This is a genomic window from Ruegeria sp. O11 (assembly GCF_056535285.1).
The window spans coordinates 12,327-33,384 of the sequence record NZ_JBQERS010000007.1 but is presented as its reverse complement, the minus strand read 5'-3'; the positions used below and the strand labels follow the sequence as shown (position 1 = coordinate 33,384).

General features: G+C 55.1%; 17 protein-coding genes, 1 tRNA gene and 1 pseudogene. 11 read left to right on the top strand and 8 right to left on the bottom strand.

The features are described from left to right. The first annotated feature begins 692 nt into the window (after nt 1-692). Entirely contained in the window at nt 693-1,184 is a 492-nt protein-coding gene (locus ACRZ91_RS14100; protein ID WP_170773758.1) for a PACE efflux transporter, read from the top strand. 417 nt (nt 1,185-1,601) lie between these two features. On the opposite strand, the gene ACRZ91_RS14095 is transcribed toward ACRZ91_RS14100, so the two are convergent. From ACRZ91_RS14095 to ACRZ91_RS14085, 3 genes and pseudogenes are all read right to left on the bottom strand, one after another. Further along, nucleotides 1,602-2,087: a hypothetical protein gene (locus tag ACRZ91_RS14095; protein WP_170476009.1), complete on the bottom strand. Its 486-nt coding sequence runs from the start codon at nt 2,085-2,087 to the stop codon at nt 1,602-1,604. Between the two features lie 381 nt (nt 2,088-2,468). Next, a pseudogene (locus tag ACRZ91_RS14090) lies at nt 2,469-2,819 on the bottom strand (IS6 family transposase); the annotation flags it as partial. A gap of 192 nt (nt 2,820-3,011) precedes the next feature. After that, complete coding sequence (locus ACRZ91_RS14085) at nt 3,012-3,713, bottom strand: DUF6629 family protein (RefSeq protein WP_170773760.1); 702 nt, start codon at nt 3,711-3,713, stop codon at nt 3,012-3,014. A gap of 137 nt (nt 3,714-3,850) precedes the next feature. Here ACRZ91_RS14085 and ACRZ91_RS14080 point away from each other — a divergent pair, with 137 nt between their 5' ends. Both ACRZ91_RS14080 and ACRZ91_RS14075 read left to right on the top strand, forming a co-directional pair. Then, nucleotides 3,851-4,117, top strand: coding sequence for a helix-turn-helix domain-containing protein (locus ACRZ91_RS14080; RefSeq protein ID WP_480906617.1), 267 nt, complete (start codon nt 3,851-3,853; stop codon nt 4,115-4,117). Between the two features lie 354 nt (nt 4,118-4,471). Next, a complete protein-coding gene (locus tag ACRZ91_RS14075; RefSeq protein WP_170773764.1) occupies nt 4,472-4,693 on the top strand; it encodes a hypothetical protein in 222 nt (73 codons plus the stop codon). A gap of 141 nt (nt 4,694-4,834) precedes the next feature. On the opposite strand, the gene ACRZ91_RS14070 is transcribed toward ACRZ91_RS14075, so the two are convergent. Beyond that, nucleotides 4,835-4,921: transfer RNA gene (locus ACRZ91_RS14070), tRNA-Leu, on the bottom strand. Nucleotides 4,922-5,119: 198 nt separating this feature from the next. On the opposite strand from ACRZ91_RS14070, the gene ACRZ91_RS14065 reads away from it, so the two are divergent. Then, nucleotides 5,120-6,103 (top strand): complex I NDUFA9 subunit family protein, encoded by a 984-nt coding sequence (locus tag ACRZ91_RS14065; protein ID WP_480906407.1) that lies wholly within the window; start codon nt 5,120-5,122, stop codon nt 6,101-6,103. Here ACRZ91_RS14065 and ACRZ91_RS14060 read toward each other — a convergent pair whose 3' ends face one another. Next, nucleotides 6,104-6,907: an undecaprenyl-diphosphate phosphatase gene (locus ACRZ91_RS14060; protein ID WP_480872778.1), complete on the bottom strand. Its 804-nt coding sequence runs from the start codon at nt 6,905-6,907 to the stop codon at nt 6,104-6,106. Nucleotides 6,908-7,136: 229 nt separating this feature from the next. Between ACRZ91_RS14060 and ACRZ91_RS14055 the strand changes: the two genes are divergently transcribed. The 7 genes from ACRZ91_RS14055 to ACRZ91_RS14025 all read left to right on the top strand — a co-directional run bounded on the left by ACRZ91_RS14055 (nt 7,137) and on the right by ACRZ91_RS14025 (nt 19,015). Further along, nucleotides 7,137-8,570 (top strand): NAD(P)-dependent oxidoreductase, encoded by a 1,434-nt coding sequence (locus tag ACRZ91_RS14055; RefSeq protein ID WP_480906404.1) that lies wholly within the window; start codon nt 7,137-7,139, stop codon nt 8,568-8,570. 124 nt (nt 8,571-8,694) lie between these two features. After that, on the top strand, nt 8,695-13,227 hold the full coding sequence (gene gltB / locus ACRZ91_RS14050) for a glutamate synthase large subunit (RefSeq protein WP_480906402.1): 4,533 nt from the start codon (nt 8,695-8,697) through the stop codon (nt 13,225-13,227). Between the two features lie 186 nt (nt 13,228-13,413). After that, nucleotides 13,414-14,334: a Hint domain-containing protein gene (locus tag ACRZ91_RS14045; protein WP_480906399.1), complete on the top strand. Its 921-nt coding sequence runs from the start codon at nt 13,414-13,416 to the stop codon at nt 14,332-14,334. 38 nt (nt 14,335-14,372) lie between these two features. Beyond that, nucleotides 14,373-15,113 (top strand): monofunctional biosynthetic peptidoglycan transglycosylase, encoded by a 741-nt coding sequence (gene mtgA / locus ACRZ91_RS14040; protein WP_480906396.1) that lies wholly within the window; start codon nt 14,373-14,375, stop codon nt 15,111-15,113. Between the two features lie 58 nt (nt 15,114-15,171). Further along, a complete protein-coding gene (gene fzlA / locus ACRZ91_RS14035; protein WP_170470958.1) occupies nt 15,172-15,837 on the top strand; it encodes an FtsZ-binding protein FzlA in 666 nt (221 codons plus the stop codon). Between the two features lie 74 nt (nt 15,838-15,911). Then, nucleotides 15,912-16,949, top strand: a complete 1,038-nt coding sequence (queG, locus tag ACRZ91_RS14030; RefSeq protein WP_480906392.1) for a tRNA epoxyqueuosine(34) reductase QueG — start codon at nt 15,912-15,914, stop codon at nt 16,947-16,949. Between the two features lie 62 nt (nt 16,950-17,011). Next, on the top strand, nt 17,012-19,015 hold the full coding sequence (locus ACRZ91_RS14025; protein ID WP_480906389.1) for a hydantoinase/oxoprolinase family protein: 2,004 nt from the start codon (nt 17,012-17,014) through the stop codon (nt 19,013-19,015). Between the two features lie 24 nt (nt 19,016-19,039). Here the strand turns inward: ACRZ91_RS14025 and msrA are convergent, their stop codons facing one another. The 3 genes from msrA to ACRZ91_RS14010 form a co-directional block, all read right to left on the bottom strand. Beyond that, complete coding sequence (gene msrA, locus ACRZ91_RS14020; protein WP_480906387.1) at nt 19,040-19,552, bottom strand: peptide-methionine (S)-S-oxide reductase MsrA; 513 nt, start codon at nt 19,550-19,552, stop codon at nt 19,040-19,042. Next, complete coding sequence (gene msrB, locus ACRZ91_RS14015; protein ID WP_170542641.1) at nt 19,549-19,998, bottom strand: peptide-methionine (R)-S-oxide reductase MsrB; 450 nt, start codon at nt 19,996-19,998, stop codon at nt 19,549-19,551. Before msrB ends, msrA begins: the two co-directional genes overlap by 4 nt. Nucleotides 19,999-20,092: 94 nt before the next feature. Next, a complete protein-coding gene (locus tag ACRZ91_RS14010; RefSeq protein WP_480906382.1) occupies nt 20,093-20,971 on the bottom strand; it encodes a DMT family transporter in 879 nt (292 codons plus the stop codon). Between the last annotated feature and the right edge of the window lie 87 nt (nt 20,972-21,058).

Genomic DNA, 21,058 nt, shown 5'->3' with positions numbered 1-21,058 from the left:
AACACTAAAAAAAACGTGACGGAAACTGCGCTCGCTAAAAATATTTGGCTGGGCGGGTGCTTGTCTTTCAAAGGTACGGTGGCGCAACAAGCCAGTTGTTTCCGAGCAGCATAAGGCAGCTTGCTCCGCATTTGAAACATTGTATCCGAGCGAAGCGAACGGCCTGATTAAGTTTTGACCTATATGCATGATTTGAACGTCCGATATCGAGAAATCGTGCTGCCCCGTCGCGGGCGATACCGTGACACTGTCGAGCAATCGATTTGATTTTCGCTACGCCAGCATCGGGCGGCTTTGTCCGCAGTGCCGTCATTCAGGCTTGGTGCAGCTAATGTCCGCTTTGAGCCCAAAGCTGACGTTAAAAGCGAACTTGTGTTTGGCAGTCGGCCAACGTGTTTAACTCAACCTATTCGTTGAGGTCGACTAGCTTGTTCAGGAAGTTCGCGAATTGATGGTCAAACAATACCGCACTACAGCAAACCGTATTGTTGAGAGCAGATGTCCAGTTTTTCGTTAAAATTGTCCAGTGTGACTGACTTCACAGCTAAATCATCTTCACTGGTCAATCATCATCATTGAAGCGGCGAAAGCAGGCTGCTCGGGAAACGTACTCTGCATCCGGGTGGGTCATTTTCCTGAGTGAGCAGATGCCTTTTTTGATGTGGCAAGAACTACTGTATTGGAGCAGAAAAATGACACTTAGGTCAGTTAAAGAACGCGTCATTCAGACTTCAAGTTTTGAGTTGGTAGGTATTTTTTTTGTTGCCCCCATTTATGCCCAACTGGCCGGGTCATCAATGGTACATGGGTTTGCAACAATTGCCGTATTATCTATCGCAGTAATGGTCTGGTCGCCGATCTTTAATACCTTCTTTGACGTGATTGATAGACATTTCACCAACCGGCTGGCCTGCAAACGCCCACACAGACTTAGAGTTTTACACGCCACACTGCATGAAGTTACAGCGATATTGATAACTTGTCCGCTACTTATGTGGATCGGCGGGCATACACTGTCAGCCGCCTTAGCATTCAATCTGGGCTTGACGATAACCTATTCGATTTACACATATTTTTTCCACATGATTTACGATCGTTTGCGTCCTGTGGAAAAACAAACACATGTCGAAACTAAAAAGCAAATTCCGGCGCTTAGCTCGATCTTGGCAACGGATTCTCCGTAGGTCGGCTTGATTGAAGCAGAAGCCAAATTCGGAGTAGACAGTAGATTCTGAGTGTGAAACGAACCATAAGATGGATCGTAAGCAAGTGTGTGTTCCTCAGTTGGAGGGCGTCAGTTTTATCCGCAAAGCTTAAATACAGACACGTTGTTATGAACGGCCGCACCGAGCCCAGAACCGCCGTCGCTAGGCGGACCGATTGGAGTCTGATTCATGCAGCTTCACCGGTTTTGGCATTTGAGTTTCCAGGTTGATTTATGTCCGTGTGCGGGAAGAATGCTGACCACAGATGAAAGAGGAGGCCTCGCTTTATATCCCCAAAAGCTTCCTTTAGGGTCTCGTCCAGTTTTTTTGCGGTATTCCAAGGGCCGAGAACCTGCATCGTTCAGCAAGAGGAACAGTATCCGGGTTTCCGGCTACCTAGCTGCCAAAGGGCCAGCTGAAGATGTCCCCTATATTCTCTATAATTGCGGCGAGGAGCAACACACCGGCGATCAGTGCCGCGATGAGCCAGATGAACTGGAACGTGATAGCCGCGATCCCAAGGCTTGCGCCATAGGCTGGATACCGCCAATTCTCCCGGCGTAGACCGGAGATTAGCGACAGCACCAGAGCCACAACGCCCAGTACCGGACCGACTATGACGAGGTACATCCAGTAGTTCGTTTCTTCCTCGACAGGCGGAGTGTCTTCCAATCCACGCAGGTTGAACCAAGCAGATCGCCCGATGTCGCCTGCGATCTCGCCGATCTGGCTTCCCACGGAGGGAGCGGGCTGAAGGCTCGGATAGACGATATGCATGAACACGGCGATAACACCGAGACCGCCGGCAAGCACGGCCCAGAGGCCGAAAGTATAGAACGGATGCGGCGCCGGGCCTTGTTTCATCGCGGTGTGCACTGTCATTCAGGTCGTATCACTTGAAATTGGGGCAACAGCATGGCGGATGTTGCCTTCTGTCCGCCCAGCCCCCTCTAAGTGGTCAACCTTTGGCGTCAATCTCGGCTGGTCGCTGCTACGAATGGAGCACGTGAAACCCTCCAGCGTGAAATTCCATGCGATTTCTGCACGAGCGCATCAAAGCGAATGTCACCGAACCGTCAGTTAGAGCGGGCAACCCAATGAAGGCGAACCGCTCCTCCTTAGTATCTGACAGTTGCGTGTCTTCGAACCCACCAAGTTGAACGACTGCTTCGTCCGCAGAGCAGACGTTCGTTGCAGCTTGCTCCAATGTCCGCTTTGCGGGACCTTTCTGCCATTGTTGCTCCCAATTCGAACAGCAGCTTAGTGTCGACGCTTCGTGACAACCGCTTCCAGCACCTCGCCTTCGTGATCCACAGCCCGCCAAAGATAATGCCGTTTGCCATTCACCTTCACAAAGACCTCTTCCAGGTGCCACTTCCATTTCGAGAACGTGCGCAGCTGCTGCACAGGCTTTCTTCGGATCTCCGCAGCAAACATCGGGCCAAACCTGTTCCACCAGTATCGGACAGTTTCATGGCTCACGTCGATGCCTCGCTCGTGCAGCAGATCTTCGACATTCCGAAGCAAGAGTGGGAAACGGATGTACAGCATCACCGCAAGGCGGATGATTTCGGGGCTGGTTTTGAAGTATTTGAAGGAGGCAGGTTTGGTCATTCCTAAATGCCATGCATCCGCCCTGCCCCGCTCAAGCAAAGCTCTTCTGACAAGACCAGTCGAGACACCTTCAAGCTGACCCGCGCCGCCGCTCTTGCCGAATGGTGTCAACTTTGTTCCGGATAGGTTCGCAGTTTCCGCAGCAAACTGAGACTGGTTCGAATTAGTCTGACAGCACCCGTGATACGTCCATCAGACAATGGCCCGGAGATCATCACTCTGCTTCTCTAAGTATTGTACAGTCTTACCTCGAAAAACGTCATATGAAATGACGATGCTGCAAAGCGCAGCGAAGAAACACCACACCGAAGGTAGAACAAACAATTCATAACCGAAGAGCGTGACGAGAAACGACGCTGTAAGCGCTAGGCCAAACTTGAAAGCGGTGGGGTTTGATGAGGCTGCCAGCGCAGTACATGCAGTAAAGAAGTAAATGTATTGGATGTTTGGGATAAGGGTCATACCTTGTAGGTACAAAATATGCCCTCCCCATTCATCGCTAGAGGTGGGAAGTACGGGGTTATTGATTGCTTTTAGCATAAGGTAAGTTCCCACAGCCAAGCCACCAATGATAAGTCCACCGAATAAGTGCTTACGCCACTTTCGCTTTTCGATCAGAAAACCTGCAGTTGGGCCAGCAACAGGCCAATAGAAAAACGCGAAAAAAATGAAGCCATAGTTTACCATCGTAAAAAGTCTCAAAGACAATTGGTCGGATATCCCGAGCCAGACCAAACCCTCAAGACTTTGTTGTAAACCGAAAACTAACGGAAAAGATGACAGGAATATTAGGCCACGCCCTAACTTCTGTCTGCATGCGGAAATCATGGTAGCTGCACCGGCAACGGACAATATTCCCCCCGCGACAAAACTTGCCGTAGCTGAAAAGCACATCTTTAACTCCATTCAGTACATATATCTCTAGCCAGCATCATATGTCGGTGATTGTAGCAGCCAAGCTTTTCATCTCACTATAGGCACACAAGGTCGGCTTTTAGCGGCCTTTTGACTTTGCAGATTCCGAGTTTGGTATTCCGGAAACAGCGGCAGCAGGGGGAATGTCGGTTCGGACCCTGCAATCCGGGTTGCGAAATGCGGGCACAAACCTGTCGGATACTCGGCAGGAAATTAGAAGGATGCTTGCCACAGAATGGTTGCAGACCACCGATATGAAGATCGCGGAGATCGCGGCTTCGCTTGGATACACAAGCAGTTCGAACTTCACCCGAGCGTTTCGCGCTCGGACTGGCCAAACGCCAGGTGAGTTTCGAATGGCAAAAAGGGGTGATCATTGCTGATATCAACTCGAACTGACAGCGAACGCCTTGCAGTTGTTGGTTGAAGCCAATTTTGAATGAGAATTGATGCTAGCGGCACCATCGGTCATTTGGGGCAAAACCATCCAACGGTTCAGCGAAACGCGAATGCCAACAATGGGTCACAAGCCTAGCTTTGCAAAGTCGGCTTTCTGCGCATTGCCGTCCTTAGCGCGGACTGCAGCACCCGGTAACTTTGGGCTCGAAACCGCCATTCGCTGCACTTGCCGCGAACGTCAGCTTTGCGGTCAAGAACGAATATCGTTTCTTTCCTAATAGGCGTTGGATAGCTATAATCCTCGCATGTCAAAGCGGGACAAACTCAAGCGTAACCGTATGAAACGGTACGAAGATCTAGCATCGCGTAGAAACTACGTTGAACCGATGCAATACTTGTTTGGGCAGCTGAAAGGCGCGGTTGATAAGGGCAATCATGACAAGGCTATCAAGATTGCGATGTTTCTCATTCCATTTGGGCATGCCAAAGCTTTGCCGCGGAAACAGGATGGTGATGAGGTGGGTCACGACCGCCTAATAGTCAACTTCACGTTGGACTGATTAAATCTGAGACATCCGATGCTTTAGATTCTTTAGGATCGAGCGGCTCATCCATCACAAATCGTATGGGGGACTAATTGGGGGACTTAGGGCTAAAAAATATCCCAATGGATTGATTATATGAAATTATTTTGGAAATAGTGGTGCCCAGGAGAGGACTCGAACCTCCACGTCCATACGGACACTAGCACCTGAAGCTAGCGCGTCTACCAATTCCGCCACCTGGGCAGGTGTCGTGGAGGGGCGTTTAAGCCGACTGGCGGTAGGCGTCAACCGGATTCGGGGCGTTTTTTGAAAGTTTTTTAGTGTCTCGCCCTGACGGGGATACACGCTTTGGATTTTCGCGGATGCGCGGCGTTATTGCGCCTTGTCCGTCGGGCGGTTGGGCGGTAGATCAGATCAGAACCAGACAGCAGGAGCGCCATCATGTCCAAACTGGTCACGATTTTCGGTGGATCGGGCTTTGTCGGCCGATATATCGCTCGGCGCATGGCAGCCGAAGGCTGGCGTGTTCGTGTCGCTGTGCGGCGACCCAATGAGGCGATGTTTGTGCGGACGTATGGCGCGGTCGGGCAAGTTGAGCCCATACTGTGCAATATCCGCGACGATGCTTCGGTTGCTTCGGCGATGCATGGTGTCGATGCTGTGGTGAACTGCGTTGGTGTCCTGAATGAGCTGGGCAAAAATGCGTTTGACGCGGTGCAGGCCGACGGGGCCGAACGGATCGCCCGCCTGGCTGCGTTGAACGATGTCGATCATATGGTTCATATCTCAGCCATTGGCGCCGATCTGGAATCTGATAGCGAATACGCACGCACCAAAGCCCAGGGCGAGGCGAATGTTCTGCAACACATGCCGGGGGCTGTTATTCTGCGCCCTTCGATAATCTTCGGGACCGAGGATCAGTTCTTTAACCGATTTGCAGGAATGACGCGCATGAGCCCATTCCTGCCTCTTGTCGGAGCCGACACAAAGTTTCAGCCGGTCTATGTGGATGATGTTGCGCAGGCCGCTGTTCAGGGTGTTTTGGGCAAGGCCTCTGCAGGGATTTATGAGCTTGGCGGTCCCGAGGTTAAGAGCTTTCGTGGCTTGATGCAGCAGATGCTCGAAGTGATCCATCGTCGTCGGATCATCATAGGCATGCCGTTCCTCGCTGCCAAAATCATGGCGGGCGTACTGGATATCGTAAAGTTTGTTAGTTTTCAGTTGTTCCCAAACAATATCCTAACCCGCGACCAGGTTAGAAACCTGCGGCGCGATAACGTCGTGGCAGAAGATGCCAAGGGGTTTGTGGATCTTGGGATTGAGCCCGCAACACTGGATTCGATATTGCCGGAATATCTCTGGAAATTCCGCCCATCGGGTCAATATGACGATATTCAGAACTCGGCCAAGAATCTGCGTATCTGATCAGGAATAGGCGATAACTAACAGGATCGCCCCAAGGATCACGCGATAGATTACATAAGGTGTGAAACTGACGCTGCGCAACAGGCGCATCATCAGGCTCAACGCCAGCAGTGCGGCAACAAATGCAAACGCTGCCGCGATGACTCCGTCCTTAGCCAAATCCCAGTTAGCATCCTGGATGACGTCAACCGACAAAAGGGCTCCCGAGGCTAATATAGTTGGAATAGACATCAGCATGGCAATCCGGGCCCCATCTTCCCGTGTATACCCGAGTTGTCGTGCACCCGTGATGGTAATCCCAGACCGTGAGGTCCCCGGGACCAGCGCCAGCACCTGCCATAGCCCCATTATCACGGCATCTCTTATGCCCCAATCTGAGGCATGTTTGATTTGCGCGCCTTTCTGATCCATCCAGTACAGCAGCAATCCGAATCCCAGCATCGTCCAGCCGATGACCGCGATTGAGCGCAGGGATTGCTGAAGCCCTGACAGGTACAGAATCGCGCCGACAATAACGGTTGGAATGGTGGCCACGATTAATCCGAAGGCCAGCTGTGCCCTGGGAGTATCGATTCGCCCGGTCAAAACTTCTGGCAGACCGGCCAATGCCTGCCTCACATCTGACCAGAAATACAGAACCACGGCACCAAGCGTGCCCAGATGAACAGCGACATCAATCGCCAGGCCTTGGTCACTTGCGCCGGACAGGCCCGGAAGCAGGATCAGATGGCCCGAGGATGAGACCGGCAAGAACTCGGTGACGCCTTGGATAATCGCCACAAGAATCAAGTGAAAAAGACTCATCTGCTCTGCCGGTGTTGTGGTCTGCTTGTTGTGATCAATGGGTATAAGCGTGCTGCGAGAAAGGAAAGCGTATAGATAGGTCCGAATCGGTACTATTTTCTGGACTAAATTTCGCCCCAACACACCAAATCGCCAAAATTTTCTAAAAATAGGTCAGTATATTTGACTTTTCATCCCCAATGACTTCCCTTAAAGAGACCCAAGCAAGCCAATTCATGGAGTCTGACCCGTGGCCAAGCAACCGATGCTGAAATTTGTGCAGATCGATCGCGTCATGCCTGAAAAGCGTGCCGCTGGTGACCGCAAAGAGGACTTTGATGAAATCTATGCGGAGTTTGCCGCCGAAAAAGCGGCCGAGCAAGCGAGTCGTTGCAGCCAGTGTGGTGTGCCTTATTGCCAATCGCATTGCCCACTACACAACAACATTCCGGACTGGCTGCGCCTGACCGCTACAGGACGGCTGGAAGAAGCCTATGTGACCAGCCAGGCGACCAACACGTTCCCCGAGATCTGTGGTCGTATTTGCCCGCAGGACCGACTTTGTGAAGGTAACTGCGTAATCGAACAATCGGGTCACGGGACGGTCACCATTGGAACGATCGAGAAATACATAACCGATACAGCCTGGGACAAAGGTTGGGTGAAGCCCGTCGCGCCAGCGGTGGAGCGTGGCGTAAGCGTTGGCATCATTGGTGGCGGCCCCGGCGGACTGGCCGCGGCCGATATGCTGCGGCAGGCGGGCATCCAGGTCACGGTCTATGATCGCTATGACCGCGCAGGGGGTCTGCTGATGTATGGTATTCCGGGCTTCAAATTGGAAAAAGACATTGTCCAGCGTCGCAATGATTTGCTGGCCGAAGGCGGCGTAGAATTTGTTCTGAATTGCAATGTGGATGCTGCCAAGTTCCAAGAAATCCGAGCAAAACATGATGCGGTAATTATTGCGACAGGTGTCTACAAATCCCGCGATCTGTCCATGCCGGGCAGCGGTCTGACCGGGATCGAAAAGGCAATCGATTTCCTGACCGCCTCGAACCGTAAGAGTTTTGGAGATGCCGTTGAAGATTTTGATAGTGGCCGCCTGAACGCTGAAGGTAAGAAAGTTGTCGTCATTGGCGGCGGTGATACCGCGATGGACTGTGTACGGACGTCAATCCGGCAGGGGGCAACTTCGGTCAAATGTCTCTATCGCCGTGACCGGGCGAATATGCCGGGGTCACAGCGTGAAACCCAAAATGCCGAGGAAGAGGGTGTCATCTTTGAATGGCTCAGTGCGCCCAAAGGCTTTACCGGCGACGACAAGGTTTCAGGTGTCATGGTGCAGAAGATGCGCCTGGGTCAGCCCGACGCATCGGGGCGCCAATCGCCAGAAGTGATCGAAGGTGCGGATTACGTCGAAGACGCCGATCTTGTCATCAAGGCGCTGGGTTTTGAACCCGAAGACCTACCCACTCTGTTTGGTCAGCCCGACCTGCCCGTGACTCGATGGGGCACTATCAAGGCCGCATTCGAGACTGGTGAGACCGAAATGGAAGGCGTTTACGCGATCGGAGACATCGTGCGTGGTGCATCGCTTGTGGTTTGGGCAATCCGCGATGGGCGCGATTGTGCTGACGCGATTATCGACCGGTTCAACGCCAAAGCTGCCGTCGCGGCCGAATGACACAAACGGCGGCAGATCATCTGCTGCAATCACAATATTAAATACTCGACGGACAGGCGTTGCCAAATGAACGCCCACGAAGGTTCAGAAACCTTGGAGTGCCGACGGAAGAAGGAGACAGCCAATGACCAAGTTTGACGCAGATTGGGTGCAGGCCGAAGAAACCAAACGTCAGTGGATGGCTGAGAATGGTCTTTATTCCGAAGAAGAGGAACATTCATCCTGCGGCGTGGGTCTGGTTGTTTCTGTTGACGGCAAGAAAAGCCGCAAAGTTGTTGACGCCGGAATCGATGCGCTCAAGGCGATCTGGCACCGGGGGGCTGTGGATGCTGACGGCAAAACCGGTGACGGAGCAGGCATCCATGTGCAAATCCCCGTTCCGTTTTTCTATGACCAGATTCGTCGCACCGGGCATGAGCCAAACATGGACGAACTCATCGCGGTTGGTCAGGTGTTCTTGCCCCGGACTGATTTTGGTGCGCAGGAAAGCTGCCGGACCATCGTCGAAACCGAAGTGCTGCGCATGGGGTATTATATCTACGGCTGGCGGCATGTGCCGGTCGATGTGACCTGTCTGGGTGATAAGGCCAACGCAACCCGGCCAGAGATTGAACAAATCCTGATCTCGAACTCCAAAGGCGTGGATGAAGAGACCTTCGAGCGTGAGCTTTACGTCATCCGCCGCCGCATCGAAAAGGCTGCAGCCGCCGCGGGGATCTCAGGGTTGTATCTGGCTTCGCTGTCCTGCCGGTCGATCATCTACAAGGGTATGATGCTGGCCGAACAAGTGGCGGTGTTCTATCCCGACCTGATGGACGAACGCTTTGAATCCGCGTTCGCAATCTACCATCAGCGCTATTCGACCAACACATTCCCGCAATGGTGGCTGGCCCAGCCGTTCCGTATGCTGGCCCATAACGGTGAAATCAACACACTCAAGGGCAACGTCAATTGGATGAAAAGCCATGAGATTCGCATGGCCAGCGCGACCTTTGGTGACCACGCCGAGGATATCAAGCCGATCATCGCAGGTGGATCGTCGGATTCGGCCGCATTAGACTCGGTGTTTGAGGTTTTGGTGCGCGCTGGACGTTCAGCTCCGATGGCGAAAACCATGCTGGTGCCGGAAAGCTGGTCAAAGCAGGCAGTCGAACTGCCTCAGGCTTGGCGCGACATGTATTCCTATTGCAACTCAGTCATGGAACCGTGGGACGGACCTGCCGCGTTGGCGATGACCGACGGACGTTGGGTATGTGCCGGACTGGACCGGAATGGCCTGCGCCCAATGCGATATGTTGTAACGGGTGACGGTCTGGTCATAGCGGGTTCCGAGGCCGGGATGGTCCCAATTGATGAGGCGTCGGTGAAGGAAAAAGGCGCGCTTGGACCGGGGCAGTTGCTGGCCGTGGATATGAAAAAAGGCAAGCTGTATCGTGACACCCAGATCAAGGACAAGCTATCGCGCGCCTTGCCGTTTGGCGATTGGGTCAGCAAGATCAACGATCTGGATACAACGCTTGCAGGTGTAACCGAAGCGCCCATGTTCTCAGGCGAAGAGCTGCGTAAGCGCCAGATTGCTGCGGGATACTCGGTTGAGGACCTCGAACAAATTCTGGCCCCTATGGCGGAAGATGGCAAAGAAGCGCTTGCTTCGATGGGGGATGACACGCCCTCGGCTGTTCTGTCGAAACAGTATCGCCCGCTCAGCCATTTCTTCCGTCAGAACTTTAGCCAGGTAACAAACCCGCCAATCGACAGTTTGCGCGAGTATCGCGTCATGTCGCTAAAAACTAGATTTGGTAACCTGAAGAACGTTCTGGACGAAGATAGCAGCCAGACCGAGATTGTGGTTCTGGAAAGCCCCTTTGTCGGTAATGCGCAATGGGAGTTGCTGGTCGGGCAGTTCAACTCTCCTTTGGCCGAGATCGATTGCAGTTTTGCCCCGGGTGAGGGTCAGTTGGACTTGGCTCTGGCCCGCATCCGCGCCGAGGCGGAAGAAGCGGTGCGTTCGGGTGCAGGACATCTATTGCTGACCGATCAGCATTCCGGGCCAGACAAGGTGGCGATGCCGATGATTCTGGCCACCAGCGCCGTACACAGTCATCTGACACGGCAGGGGCTACGGACCTTCTGCTCGCTCAACGTGCGGTCGGCAGAATGCGTCGATCCGCACTATTTCGCGGTGCTGATCGGGTGCGGTGCAACCGTTGTGAACGCATATCTGGCCGAGGATTCTCTGGCAGACCGGATCGAACGGGGCCTGTTGGATGGCACCTTGACCGAGAATGTGGCGCGATACCGCGAAGCCATCGATCAGGGCCTGCTCAAGATCATGGCAAAGATGGGTATTTCTGTCGTGTCTTCTTATCGCGGCGGCCTGAATTTCGAGGCCGTCGGCCTGAGCCGCGCCATGGTGGCCGAGTATTTCCCCGGCATGACGAGCCGGATTTCCGGCATTGGTATCCACGGCATTCGAGTCAAGGTCGAAGAGATTCACGCCAAGGGCTGGGCAAGCGGCCTGGACGTGCTGCCCATCGGTGGTTTCTACAAGGCGCGTAAATCGGGTGAGACCCATGCGTGGGAAGCGACCTCGATGCACATGATGCAAATGGCCTGTAATAGAGCCTCATATGAGCTGTGGAAGCAGTACTCGGCCAAGATGCAGTCGAACCCGCCGATCCATTTGCGCGACCTGATGGACTTCAAACCGCTGGGCAAGCCGGTGCCAATTGAAGAGGTCGAGTCGATCACATCGATCCGCAAGCGTTTTGTCACCCCGGGTATGTCGCTGGGGGCGCTGTCACCAGAGGCGCATAAGACGCTGAATGTGGCGATGAACCGGATCGGTGCGAAATCCGACTCGGGTGAGGGTGGTGAAGACCCTGCACACTTCGTGCCGGAGCCCAATGGCGATAACCCCTCGGCCAAGATCAAACAGGTGGCTTCGGGGCGGTTTGGCGTGACCGCCGAGTATCTGAACCAATGTGAAGAGCTTGAGATCAAGGTCGCTCAGGGTGCGAAACCGGGTGAGGGTGGTCAGCTTCCGGGTATGAAGGTCACCGACCTGATCGCGCGTCTGCGGCACTCGACTAAGGGTGTGACACTGATCTCACCGCCGCCGCACCACGACATCTACTCGATTGAGGATCTGGCGCAGCTGATCTATGACCTCAAGCAGATCAACCCGCGTTGTAAGGTGACGGTGAAGCTTGTTGCGTCGTCGGGCGTTGGCACAATTGCTGCCGGTGTGGCCAAGGCGAAAGCGGATATAATCCTTATTTCGGGCCACAATGGCGGTACAGGTGCCTCGCCCGCGACATCAATCAAATATGCTGGTCTGCCATGGGAAATGGGCCTGACCGAGGCGCACCAGGTTTTGGCCATGAACAACCTGCGTGACCGCGTCACTCTGCGCACCGATGGCGGCCTGCGCACCGGGCGTGACATCGTCATGGCCGCGATGATGGGGGCCGAGGAATACGGTATCGGCACCGCTGCATTGATCGCGATGGGCTGTATCATGGTGCGTCAGTGCCAGTCGAACACCTGCCCAGTTGGTGTCTGTACGCAAGACGAATCCCTGCGTGCAAAGTTCACCGGCAACGCGGACAAGGTCGTCAACCTGATCACCTTCTACGCGCAGGAAGTGCGCGAACTTCTGGCCAGCCTAGGGGCGCGTTCGGTTGATGAGATTATCGGTCGCGCAGACCTGTTGGCTCAGGTAAGCCGGGGCTCTGCGCATCTGGACGATCTGGACCTCAATCCGCTGCTGATCACCGTCGATGGAGCGCATAACATCGTGTACAACCGCGATAAGGATCGAAATGCGGTGCCTGATACGCTGGACGCTGAGATCGTGCGCGATGCCGCCCGGTTCTTGAAAGACGGTGAAAAGATGCAGCTGTCATATGCCGTCCAGAACACGCATCGGACCGTGGGAACCCGTGTCTCCAGCCATATCGTCCAGAACTTTGGGATGCGGAACACGTTCCAGGACGACCACTTGCATGTCAAACTGCAAGGTTCGGCCGGTCAATCGCTTGGGGCCTTTGCTGCTCCGGGATTGAAGCTGGAAGTCTCAGGTGATGCCAATGATTATGTAGGCAAAGGCCTTTCGGGTGGCACAATCGTCGTGCGTCCACCGCAGGTCAGCCCGTTGCAGGCGGATGACAACACTATCGTTGGCAATACCGTCCTGTATGGTGCGACCGACGGACATCTGTTCGCGGCAGGTCGCGCGGGTGAGCGGTTCGCGGTTCGGAACTCGGGCGCAACTGTTGTGGTCGAAGGCTGTGGCTCGAACGGGTGTGAATACATGACCGGCGGTGTTGCGGTAATTCTGGGTGACATTGGAGCGAACTTTGGCGCGGGTATGACAGGCGGCATGGCCTATCTGTACAATCCCGAGGGCAAGGCCGAAGCGCTGTTGAACAACGAGACCCTGGTCACCTGTCCAGTCACGGTAGAGCATTGGTTGGATCAACTGAAAACGCTGATCCAACGCCATGTCGACGAAACCAATAGCCGCAAGGCTGCAGATATTTTGCAACACTGGGAAGTGGAAAAGACGCATTTCCTGCAGGTCTGCCCCAAGGAGATGCTGAACAAGCTAAGCCACCCCCTGACCACCGAAGTCGCAGCGGTTCCTGCAGAATAGGATCTGCGATATCGAAAACGGTTTACCCGGCGTGTCGAATCCAACACGCCGGGTTCTCTTTTGCATATGCGCAGGGCTTCTAATTCTTGTGCAATTCGGTCTGGAACGCCTAGCTTTGGTCATTGTTTGTTCGGGAAATGCGGGCATGATCCTAAATCAATGATGTGAAAGAGGCGGAGTTTTGGTGTGCCGATAACCTATACAGACCAGTTTTATTCCTTCGATCCGGCAAACCCACCCCCCGTCGGATCCGCGATCACGGTCGATACATTTGATCTGGTTGATCAGGACGAAAATGGCGAGATTGAGGACTTTGGCGGTGACACTGTCGCCGGGCAAACGGTTTCAGATTCCTGGCCCGGAGACACCGTGACGATAAATGTTCCCGGTGTCGGAGACGTCACCTATGTGGGTATTACATTCTATCTTTCGGACGGCGTCACGCGGGTTTTCACACCTACAGACGGTCAGGTTCTTCAGGCAGGCACGCTGGTATCGACGACATTTGTGAATGTTGAAGGCCCCCTGATTGTCCCGGGCGAACTTGGCCCACCTTGTTTCACGCCTGGAACACTGATCGATACGCCAGATGGGCCGCGTCTGGCTGAAGACCTGAAACCCGGAGATCTTGTTACAACAGCAGATAGCGGTGTAGAACCGGTGCTTTGGGTTGGCCGGACGACCGTAGCGGCAGAGGGTAATCTGGCACCGGTTCGGTTTGAGGCCGGGATGTTTGGCCTTGTCGAGCCGCTGGTTGTTTCTCCTCAACACCGAATGCTTATTGGCGATTGGCGTGCGCAATACCTGTTTGGACATGATGAAGTTCTGATCGCAGCGCATTGTCTTGTGAACGGTGATACTGTGACACGGGTGGAAGGGGGCGAGGTCGACTATATCCATCTCTTGTTCCGCCGGCATGAGATCGTGTTCGCCAACGGGGCCAAAAGCGAAAGTTACTATCCGGGACATGCGCTGACCCAGGCCGAGCAACGAACACAAGGTGAAGTTCTGGCGCTGTTCCCTGAGTTGAGTGTGCGCGGTGCTGCATCAGTCAATACGGCGCGCCCGGTTGTTCGTCCGCGGGACGGGCAGATGTTGTCGAATTAATCCGTTTCAAATGCGCCCTCTGCGGCGTATAGCAAAGCATGGCAAAGAAAGCAGCGCGCAAGTCACGCGGTAAGAATAAAAAGGCATCAGGCTCAAAGAAATCGCAAGGCCTCATCGCGCGGATGCGGCGGTGGGGGCTGCGAATCGTCTTAGGTATTGCTGTCGCGTTTTTTGCGTTGATCCTGGTTTATTCGGTCGTGAACCCTCCGATCACACATACGATCTGGTCGGAATGGCGCCGGTTGGGAAAGGTTGACCGTGACTGGGTCGCCATCGAAGAAATTTCACCCGTCATGTCCCGATCTGCAGTGGCTGCTGAAGATGCAAATTTTTGCCTGCATTGGGGTTTCGATGTTGAGGCCATTCGGGACGCGTTGGAAGATGGGGGCAATCGAGGCGCATCGACCATAACGCAGCAAGTGGTGAAGAATGTCTTCCTTTGGCAAGGGCGCAGTTGGGTGCGCAAGGCCCTTGAGACTTCGATAACCCCGGTTGTCGAAATGGTCTGGAGCAAGCAGCGCATTCTAGAGGTCTATCTGAACGTCGCCGAAACCGGGACCGGTGTGTTTGGTGTCGAAGCGGCGGCTCAGAAATACTATGGGGTGAGTGCGGCAAAGATGTCGCCTGTACAGGCAGCGCGTATTGCAGCAATTCTGCCCTCGCCGCGAAACAGATCAGTTACCGATCCTTCGGTTCAAACCCGCAGGCGTGCAGCGTCCATCCTTGATGGAGCGGCCACCATCCGCGCAGATGGACGCGCCAAGTGTTTCGAGGATTGAATCTCAAGCCGGTCAGAGGCTAAAGCTGAGGTGTATTCTCTGGTTCGATTGGAAGCTCATGGCGCGTCTGTTTCACGTTCCCCTCTCTCCCTACTGCCGCAAAGTCCGCTTATCCCTGGCTGAAAAGAAGATCGAGGTTGAGCTGGTCGAAGAACGATATTGGGAACAAGACCCGGACTTTTTGCGCCGCAATCCGGCGGGCAAGGTCCCCGTGTTGCGATTGGATGGTCAGATCATGGCCGAGAGTGCCGCGATTTGTGAATATATCGAAGAGACTCGTCCCGAGCCGCCCCTGATGCCTAAAAAGCCCGAGGCGCGTTACGAAGTCAGGCGTCTTGTTGGCTGGTTCGATGACAAGTTTCATCACGAGGTAACCTCAAAACTGCTTTATGAACGGGTGAACAAAAAGGTCACTGGGCAGGGTTATCCGGACAGCAAGAACGTCAAGGAAGGTGCAAAGGCGATCAAGTATCATCTGGATTACATGGCCTGGCTGCTGGACCATCGCCGCTGGTTGGCTGGGGATCAGATGACATTGGCCGATTTCGCCGCGGCAGCGCATCTGTCGGCGCTGGACTATATCTCGGACGTGGATTGGAACCGGAGCGCTGCGGTGAAGGACTGGTATGCGAAGATCAAGTCTCGCCCTGCATTTCGCTCGATTCTGGCGGATCAGGTGCCTGGATTCCGGCCACCGCCTCATTACGCTGATCTGGATTTCTGATAGGTTGGGGAAGGGGGCTGTCTGCCCCTCTTGGCCTATTGGGCCAATTCACCCCCGAAGAAAATTAGGGCCAGATGAAGAACGTATCGGAATTGAAGGCACGATTGGTGGAGCAGGCCCTTGCCGAGGGGTTTGTGGCTTGCCGGGTTTGCCGTCCTTGGGACGTGCCGCAGGTGCCGGAGCGGTTAGAGGCATTTCTGCAGGCCGGATATCATGGTCAGATGGGGTGGATGGCGGAGCGGAGCCATTGGCGCGGGGATCCGTCAGCGCTCTGGCCCGAGGCACGATCCGTGATCATGCTGGCCGAGAGTTATACGCCTGAGCATGATCCCGCAGAAGTGCTGTCGTATCCCGAATTGGGTGCAATTTCGGTTTATGCACAGAACAAGGATTATCATGATCTGGTCAAGAAACGCCTGAAGCGATTGGCGCGCTGGCTGATTACTGAGGGCGGGGGTGAAGTGAAGGTGTTTGTCGACACGGCGCCAGTACCTGAGAAATCTTTGGGAGAGGCAGCTGGGTTAGGTTGGCAGGGTAAACACACCAATCTGGTAAGCCAAGATTGGGGCAATTGGGCCTTCTTAGGGTCTGTATTCACGACATTGGACCTGCCTTCGGACGTGGCTGAGGTCGACCATTGCGGGTCGTGCAGGGCTTGTTTGAATGCATGTCCAACAAACGCTTTTCCAGCGCCGTATCAACTGGATGCGCGCCGTTGTATTTCGTATTTAACCATCGAGCATAAGGGGCCGGTGGATGAAGAATTGCGGGGGCTAATGGGGAACCGGATATATGGCTGCGATGATTGTCTTGCAGCCTGCCCCTGGAACAAGTTCGCAGTCGCTGCCAGCGATATCAGATATGCAGCGCTTGAGGAATTGAAGGCGCCGTCGTTGGCAGAGTTGGCGATGTTGGATGACACGGCTTTCAGAGCGATGTTTTCGGGCTCACCGATCAAGCGGATCGGGCGGGACCGGTTTGTGCGGAATGTGCTTTATGCGATTGGGAACTCGGCGGTACCGGCGTTGCTGCCGGTTGCTCAGACGCTGACCGATGATCCTGATCCGACGGTGGCTGATGCTGCGCGCTGGGCGGCGTCTAGGTTGTCGTAAACAGGCTGGACGCGCCGTAGGAAAACGCTACACCCGATTCTGGCGAACAGATGGAGGACCCGATGGCGCTGGCTTTGGGTGTGGATACGGGCGGAACCTATACAGATGCGGTGCTGGTTCGGGATGAGCGTGAGGTGATTGCCTCGGCTAAGTCTCTGACCACTCGCGCAGATTTGGCGATTGGGGTTGGCCGGGCCATCTCGGCGGTGCTTGCAGAAGCTGAGATCGCGCCAGATCAGATCGGATTGGCATCGCTTTCGACGACTCTGGCCACCAATGCGCTGGTCGAAGGCCAGGGTGGGCGTATCGCGCTGATTTATGTCGGGTTTCGGGAAAGTGATCTGGAAAAGCATGGGTTGCGGGATGCGCTGAAAGGCGACCCGGCATTGGTTCTGTCCGGTGGGCACAATCATGCAGGCGGTGAGAAAGAGCCGTTGGATACAGAGGCGCTTGAGGCCTTCTTGAAGTCTCATGAAGGCATATCTGGTTACGCGGTTGCGGCACAATTTGCCACCCGAAACCCGGCGCATGAGCTTGAAGTTGCACGGGTGGTTGCGGAAAGAACCAGTATTCCGGTGACTTGCTCGCACCATTTGTCAGCCAAATTGAATGGACCAAAACGGGCTGTGACTGCGGTTCTCAACGCGCGATTGATAGGCATGATTGATCGTTTGATCGGGCGGGCGCAGGACCAACTGAAAGAACAAGGTATTTCAGCGCCTATGATGGTCGTGCGTGGGGACGGGGCTTTAATGAGTGCCGAACAGGCGCGTGAACGCCCGATCGAGACGATCCTCAGCGGCCCGGCGGCATCGATTGTGGGCGCGCGTTGGTTGACGAATGCCGATAACGCGTTGGTTTCCGATATCGGTGGAACTACGACCGACGTCGCGTTGATACGGGATGGAAAGCCCGCGATTGATCCCGCAGGTGCACAAGTTGGCGGTTTCCGTACTATGGTCGAAGCCGTTGCGATGCGTACCCACGGTCTGGGTGGGGACAGCCAGGTACATGTTTTGACCGAAGGATTGCAGGGTGGTGTCTTTCTTGGCCCGCGGCGTGTGCTTCCGGTTTCGTTGATCGCTGCCGAAGCACCAGAGGTTGTTCACGCAGAGTTGGATGAACAATTGCGCGCTACAACGGTGGGTGAACACGATACCCGTTTTGCGCGGCGGGTGGCGGGTATCCCGGCTGAAGGCGTGGGCCCGCGCGAAGCTGTCTTGCTGGACCGGCTGGGCGATGGGGTGCAGGCGCTGAGTAAACTGCTGCAGACACGGATGGAACATGGCGCGCTGACGCGTTTGATCGATCGTGGGATTGTTCAGGTTTCCGGTGTCACGCCCTCAGACGCGAGCTATGTTCTGGGTCGTCTGGACGACTGGGATGCTAAGGCGGCACACAAGGCACTGGAGCTAATGGCGCGTAAGCGGGTTGGATCTGGAGAAACGCTGGCGAGATCATCTGAGGCGCTGGCGCAGATGATCGTTGATCAATTGACCGAACAAACCTCATTGACTTTGTTAGAGGCTGCTTTTGCGGAAGAGGTCGACGGTTTTGGTCTTGCACCGCAGGAACTCGCGCGGCACGTACTAACCCATCGTGGTCTTGCCAAGCACCGAGGATTGATCGCGCTGGATACCGCAATGAATGTCGATGTGGTGGGCCTAGGGGCCTCGGCACCCAGCTATTACCCTGCCGTAGGTGAGCGGTTGCATTGCAATATGATCCTGCCTGAACACGCTGGTGTTGCGAATGCTATCGGAGCGGTCGTTGGTCGGATGACCCTGCGCCGGTCAGGCACTGTTACGTCTCCCGCTGAAGGCCGCTATCGGGTGCATCTGGAAGAAGGGCCACAAGATTTCTCGGATTCAAGCGCTGCCCTGAAGGTACTTGAAACAGCTTTGCGTGGAGAGGCCGAAGGTGCCGTGCGCGAAGCAGGGGCCGAGGATATTCGAGTGACGGTCGAGCGCGACATCCGCACTGCAAAAATTGAGGCGCAGGAGGTGTTTGTCGAGGCGTCGGTCACGGTCGAGGCCAGCGGACGGCCTCGGGTGGCGGTGGGGTAGCCCCCGCAGGGGCTACCGGAATCCTTATTCTGCTGCGCTAGAGCGTTTTGGCAGCACCCAATCCGGGCGCGGGAAGTGGCATGTGTAACCGTTCGGGATACGTTCTAGATAATCCTGGTGTTCTGGCTCGGCTTCCCAGAAATCTGCGACAGGCTCGACCTCGGTCACGACTTTGCCCGGCCAGATGCCGCTGGCATTCACATCGGCAATCGTGTCTTCTGCCACTTGTTTTTGGGCATTGTCCACGTAATAGATCGCAGAGCGATAGCTCATGCCGCGATCATTGCCCTGGCGGTTCAAGGTGGTGGGGTCGTGAATCTGGAAGAAGAACTCCAACATTTCACGATAGGTGATCTGTGCCGGGTCGAACCAAATCTCGATTCCCTCTGCATGGGTGCCATGGTTTCGATAGGTGGCGTTGGGTACGTCACCGCCGGTGTATCCGACACGGGTGCGGGACACGCCCGGCAATTTGCGGATCAGGTCCTGCATGCCCCAAAAGCAGCCTCCGGCCAGAACGGCGCGTTCATCGGTCATCTGATTTCCTCCACATGGATCAGGAATTCGCCATAGCCCTCGTCCTCCATATCGTCGCGATGGATGAACCGCAGCGAGGCGGAATTGATGCAATAGCGTAGCCCACCATGTTCGCGCGGGCCATCGGGGAAGACATGGCCCAGGTGGCTATCGCCGTGTTTCGAGCGGACCTCGGTCCGGATCATGCCATGGGTGGTGTCGCGAAACTCTTCGACATGCTCATGCACGATGGGTTTGGTAAAGCTGGGCCAGCCGCAGCCGGATTCGTACTTATGGGTCGATGCGAACAATGGTTCGCCCGAGACGATATCAACATAGATGCCGGGCTCCTTGTTGTTCAACAGTTTGCCTGTGCCCGGGCGTTCGGTCCCGCTGCGTTGAGTGACGTGGAACTCCTCCGGCGAAAGGGCGGCGATGGCCTCAGGGTCCTTGGTGAAACGGGACATGGCTCCTCCGATTCTATTGGTTTCGACCAATAAATGGGGTTCTAAGGGGGAAAGCAAAGGCTTGTTACATCGGCTCGCGCAGTCGTGCGCGATCTTAGGCCAGCTTGGCGACGGGTTGGCGTGACAATTGCACGGCCAAAATACCCAATGTGGTGATCAGTACGCCGATCGCATCAAGTGGCCCCAATTTTTCACCCAGCAGGAGGGCCGCTATGGCAACACCGAAGACCGGGTTGAGGAAATGGAAGGTTGCCGCACGGATCGGGCCGATCCGGTCCAGCAGCAGGAACCAAATCAGCGTGGCCAAAAGGCCGGGGAACAGCGTGGTGTAAGTAAAAGCCAGTATGAACGGAGCGGTTGGGTGGATGTAGATGGTTTCAAAGATCGGGGCGGCGACGAACAGCGCCGCTGCGCCTACAAGCATTTGCAGCCCCACCACCATCATGAAATTGCCGCCAGAGGTCGCTCCGCGCACCGCCAGCGTAGCAAAAGTGAGTGCAAGTGCCCCGAACCCGCAGAGCATGACCCCAAACAGGTCAATGCCAGCCCCGATCCGGCTGCCCATGATCAGGGCGACACCGGCAAAGCCTGCAAACAAACCGATGATACCCACCGGACGCAGTTTTTCGCCCAGCAGTAGCCATCCAGCCAAGGCGACAAGTAATGGCATAGTTGATGCAATGATCGCAGCCATCGATGCTTCTACGGTCTGCATGGCGAAGAAATTTAGACCCAAATAAAGGGCATTTTGACAGATTCCGAATAGGATTGTGGCGCGCCATTGGGCAGGCGTCAGATTCCAGCTCTGCCCCATGGCGCGCGCGATCGCCACGCCGAGCATCCCGGAAATGAGAAACCGCAGCGCAAGCGAGAACAGGGGTGAGGCATCGGCAACAATGATCCGTGCCGAGGTAAAGGCCGATGACCAGATCAGGGCAAACACAAGCCCCATAGCGATGGCGCGCAGATCCATTTCGGCCTCCTTGGAAATTCGCGGCGACTGTCACCGGTTTTCGTGACAACCGCAAGGAAAAGGGGCCGCCCGGTGGCGACCCCTTCG

What these genes read in the sequence shown, in the direction of transcription:
- msrA (WP_480906387.1), bottom strand. Translation starts at nt 19,552, where the DNA reads ATGACCGATGAACGCGCCGTTCTGGCCGGAGGCTGCTTTTGGGGCATG.
- ACRZ91_RS14060 (WP_480872778.1), bottom strand. Translation starts at nt 6,907, where the DNA reads ATGAGTCTTTTTCACTTGATTCTTGTGGCGATTATCCAAGGCGTCACC.
- queG (WP_480906392.1), top strand. Translation starts at nt 15,912, where the DNA reads ATGAAGAACGTATCGGAATTGAAGGCACGATTGGTGGAGCAGGCCCTT.
- mtgA (WP_480906396.1), top strand. Translation starts at nt 14,373, where the DNA reads ATGGCAAAGAAAGCAGCGCGCAAGTCACGCGGTAAGAATAAAAAGGCA.
- msrB (WP_170542641.1), bottom strand. Translation starts at nt 19,998, where the DNA reads ATGTCCCGTTTCACCAAGGACCCTGAGGCCATCGCCGCCCTTTCGCCG.
- ACRZ91_RS14085 (WP_170773760.1), bottom strand. Translation starts at nt 3,713, where the DNA reads ATGTGCTTTTCAGCTACGGCAAGTTTTGTCGCGGGGGGAATATTGTCC.
- ACRZ91_RS14010 (WP_480906382.1), bottom strand. Translation starts at nt 20,971, where the DNA reads ATGGATCTGCGCGCCATCGCTATGGGGCTTGTGTTTGCCCTGATCTGG.
- ACRZ91_RS14075 (WP_170773764.1), top strand. Translation starts at nt 4,472, where the DNA reads ATGAAACGGTACGAAGATCTAGCATCGCGTAGAAACTACGTTGAACCG.
- ACRZ91_RS14025 (WP_480906389.1), top strand. Translation starts at nt 17,012, where the DNA reads ATGGCGCTGGCTTTGGGTGTGGATACGGGCGGAACCTATACAGATGCG.
- gltB (WP_480906402.1), top strand. Translation starts at nt 8,695, where the DNA reads ATGACCAAGTTTGACGCAGATTGGGTGCAGGCCGAAGAAACCAAACGT.
- ACRZ91_RS14100 (WP_170773758.1), top strand. Translation starts at nt 693, where the DNA reads ATGACACTTAGGTCAGTTAAAGAACGCGTCATTCAGACTTCAAGTTTT.
- fzlA (WP_170470958.1), top strand. Translation starts at nt 15,172, where the DNA reads ATGGCGCGTCTGTTTCACGTTCCCCTCTCTCCCTACTGCCGCAAAGTC.
- ACRZ91_RS14065 (WP_480906407.1), top strand. Translation starts at nt 5,120, where the DNA reads ATGTCCAAACTGGTCACGATTTTCGGTGGATCGGGCTTTGTCGGCCGA.
- ACRZ91_RS14095 (WP_170476009.1), bottom strand. Translation starts at nt 2,087, where the DNA reads ATGACAGTGCACACCGCGATGAAACAAGGCCCGGCGCCGCATCCGTTC.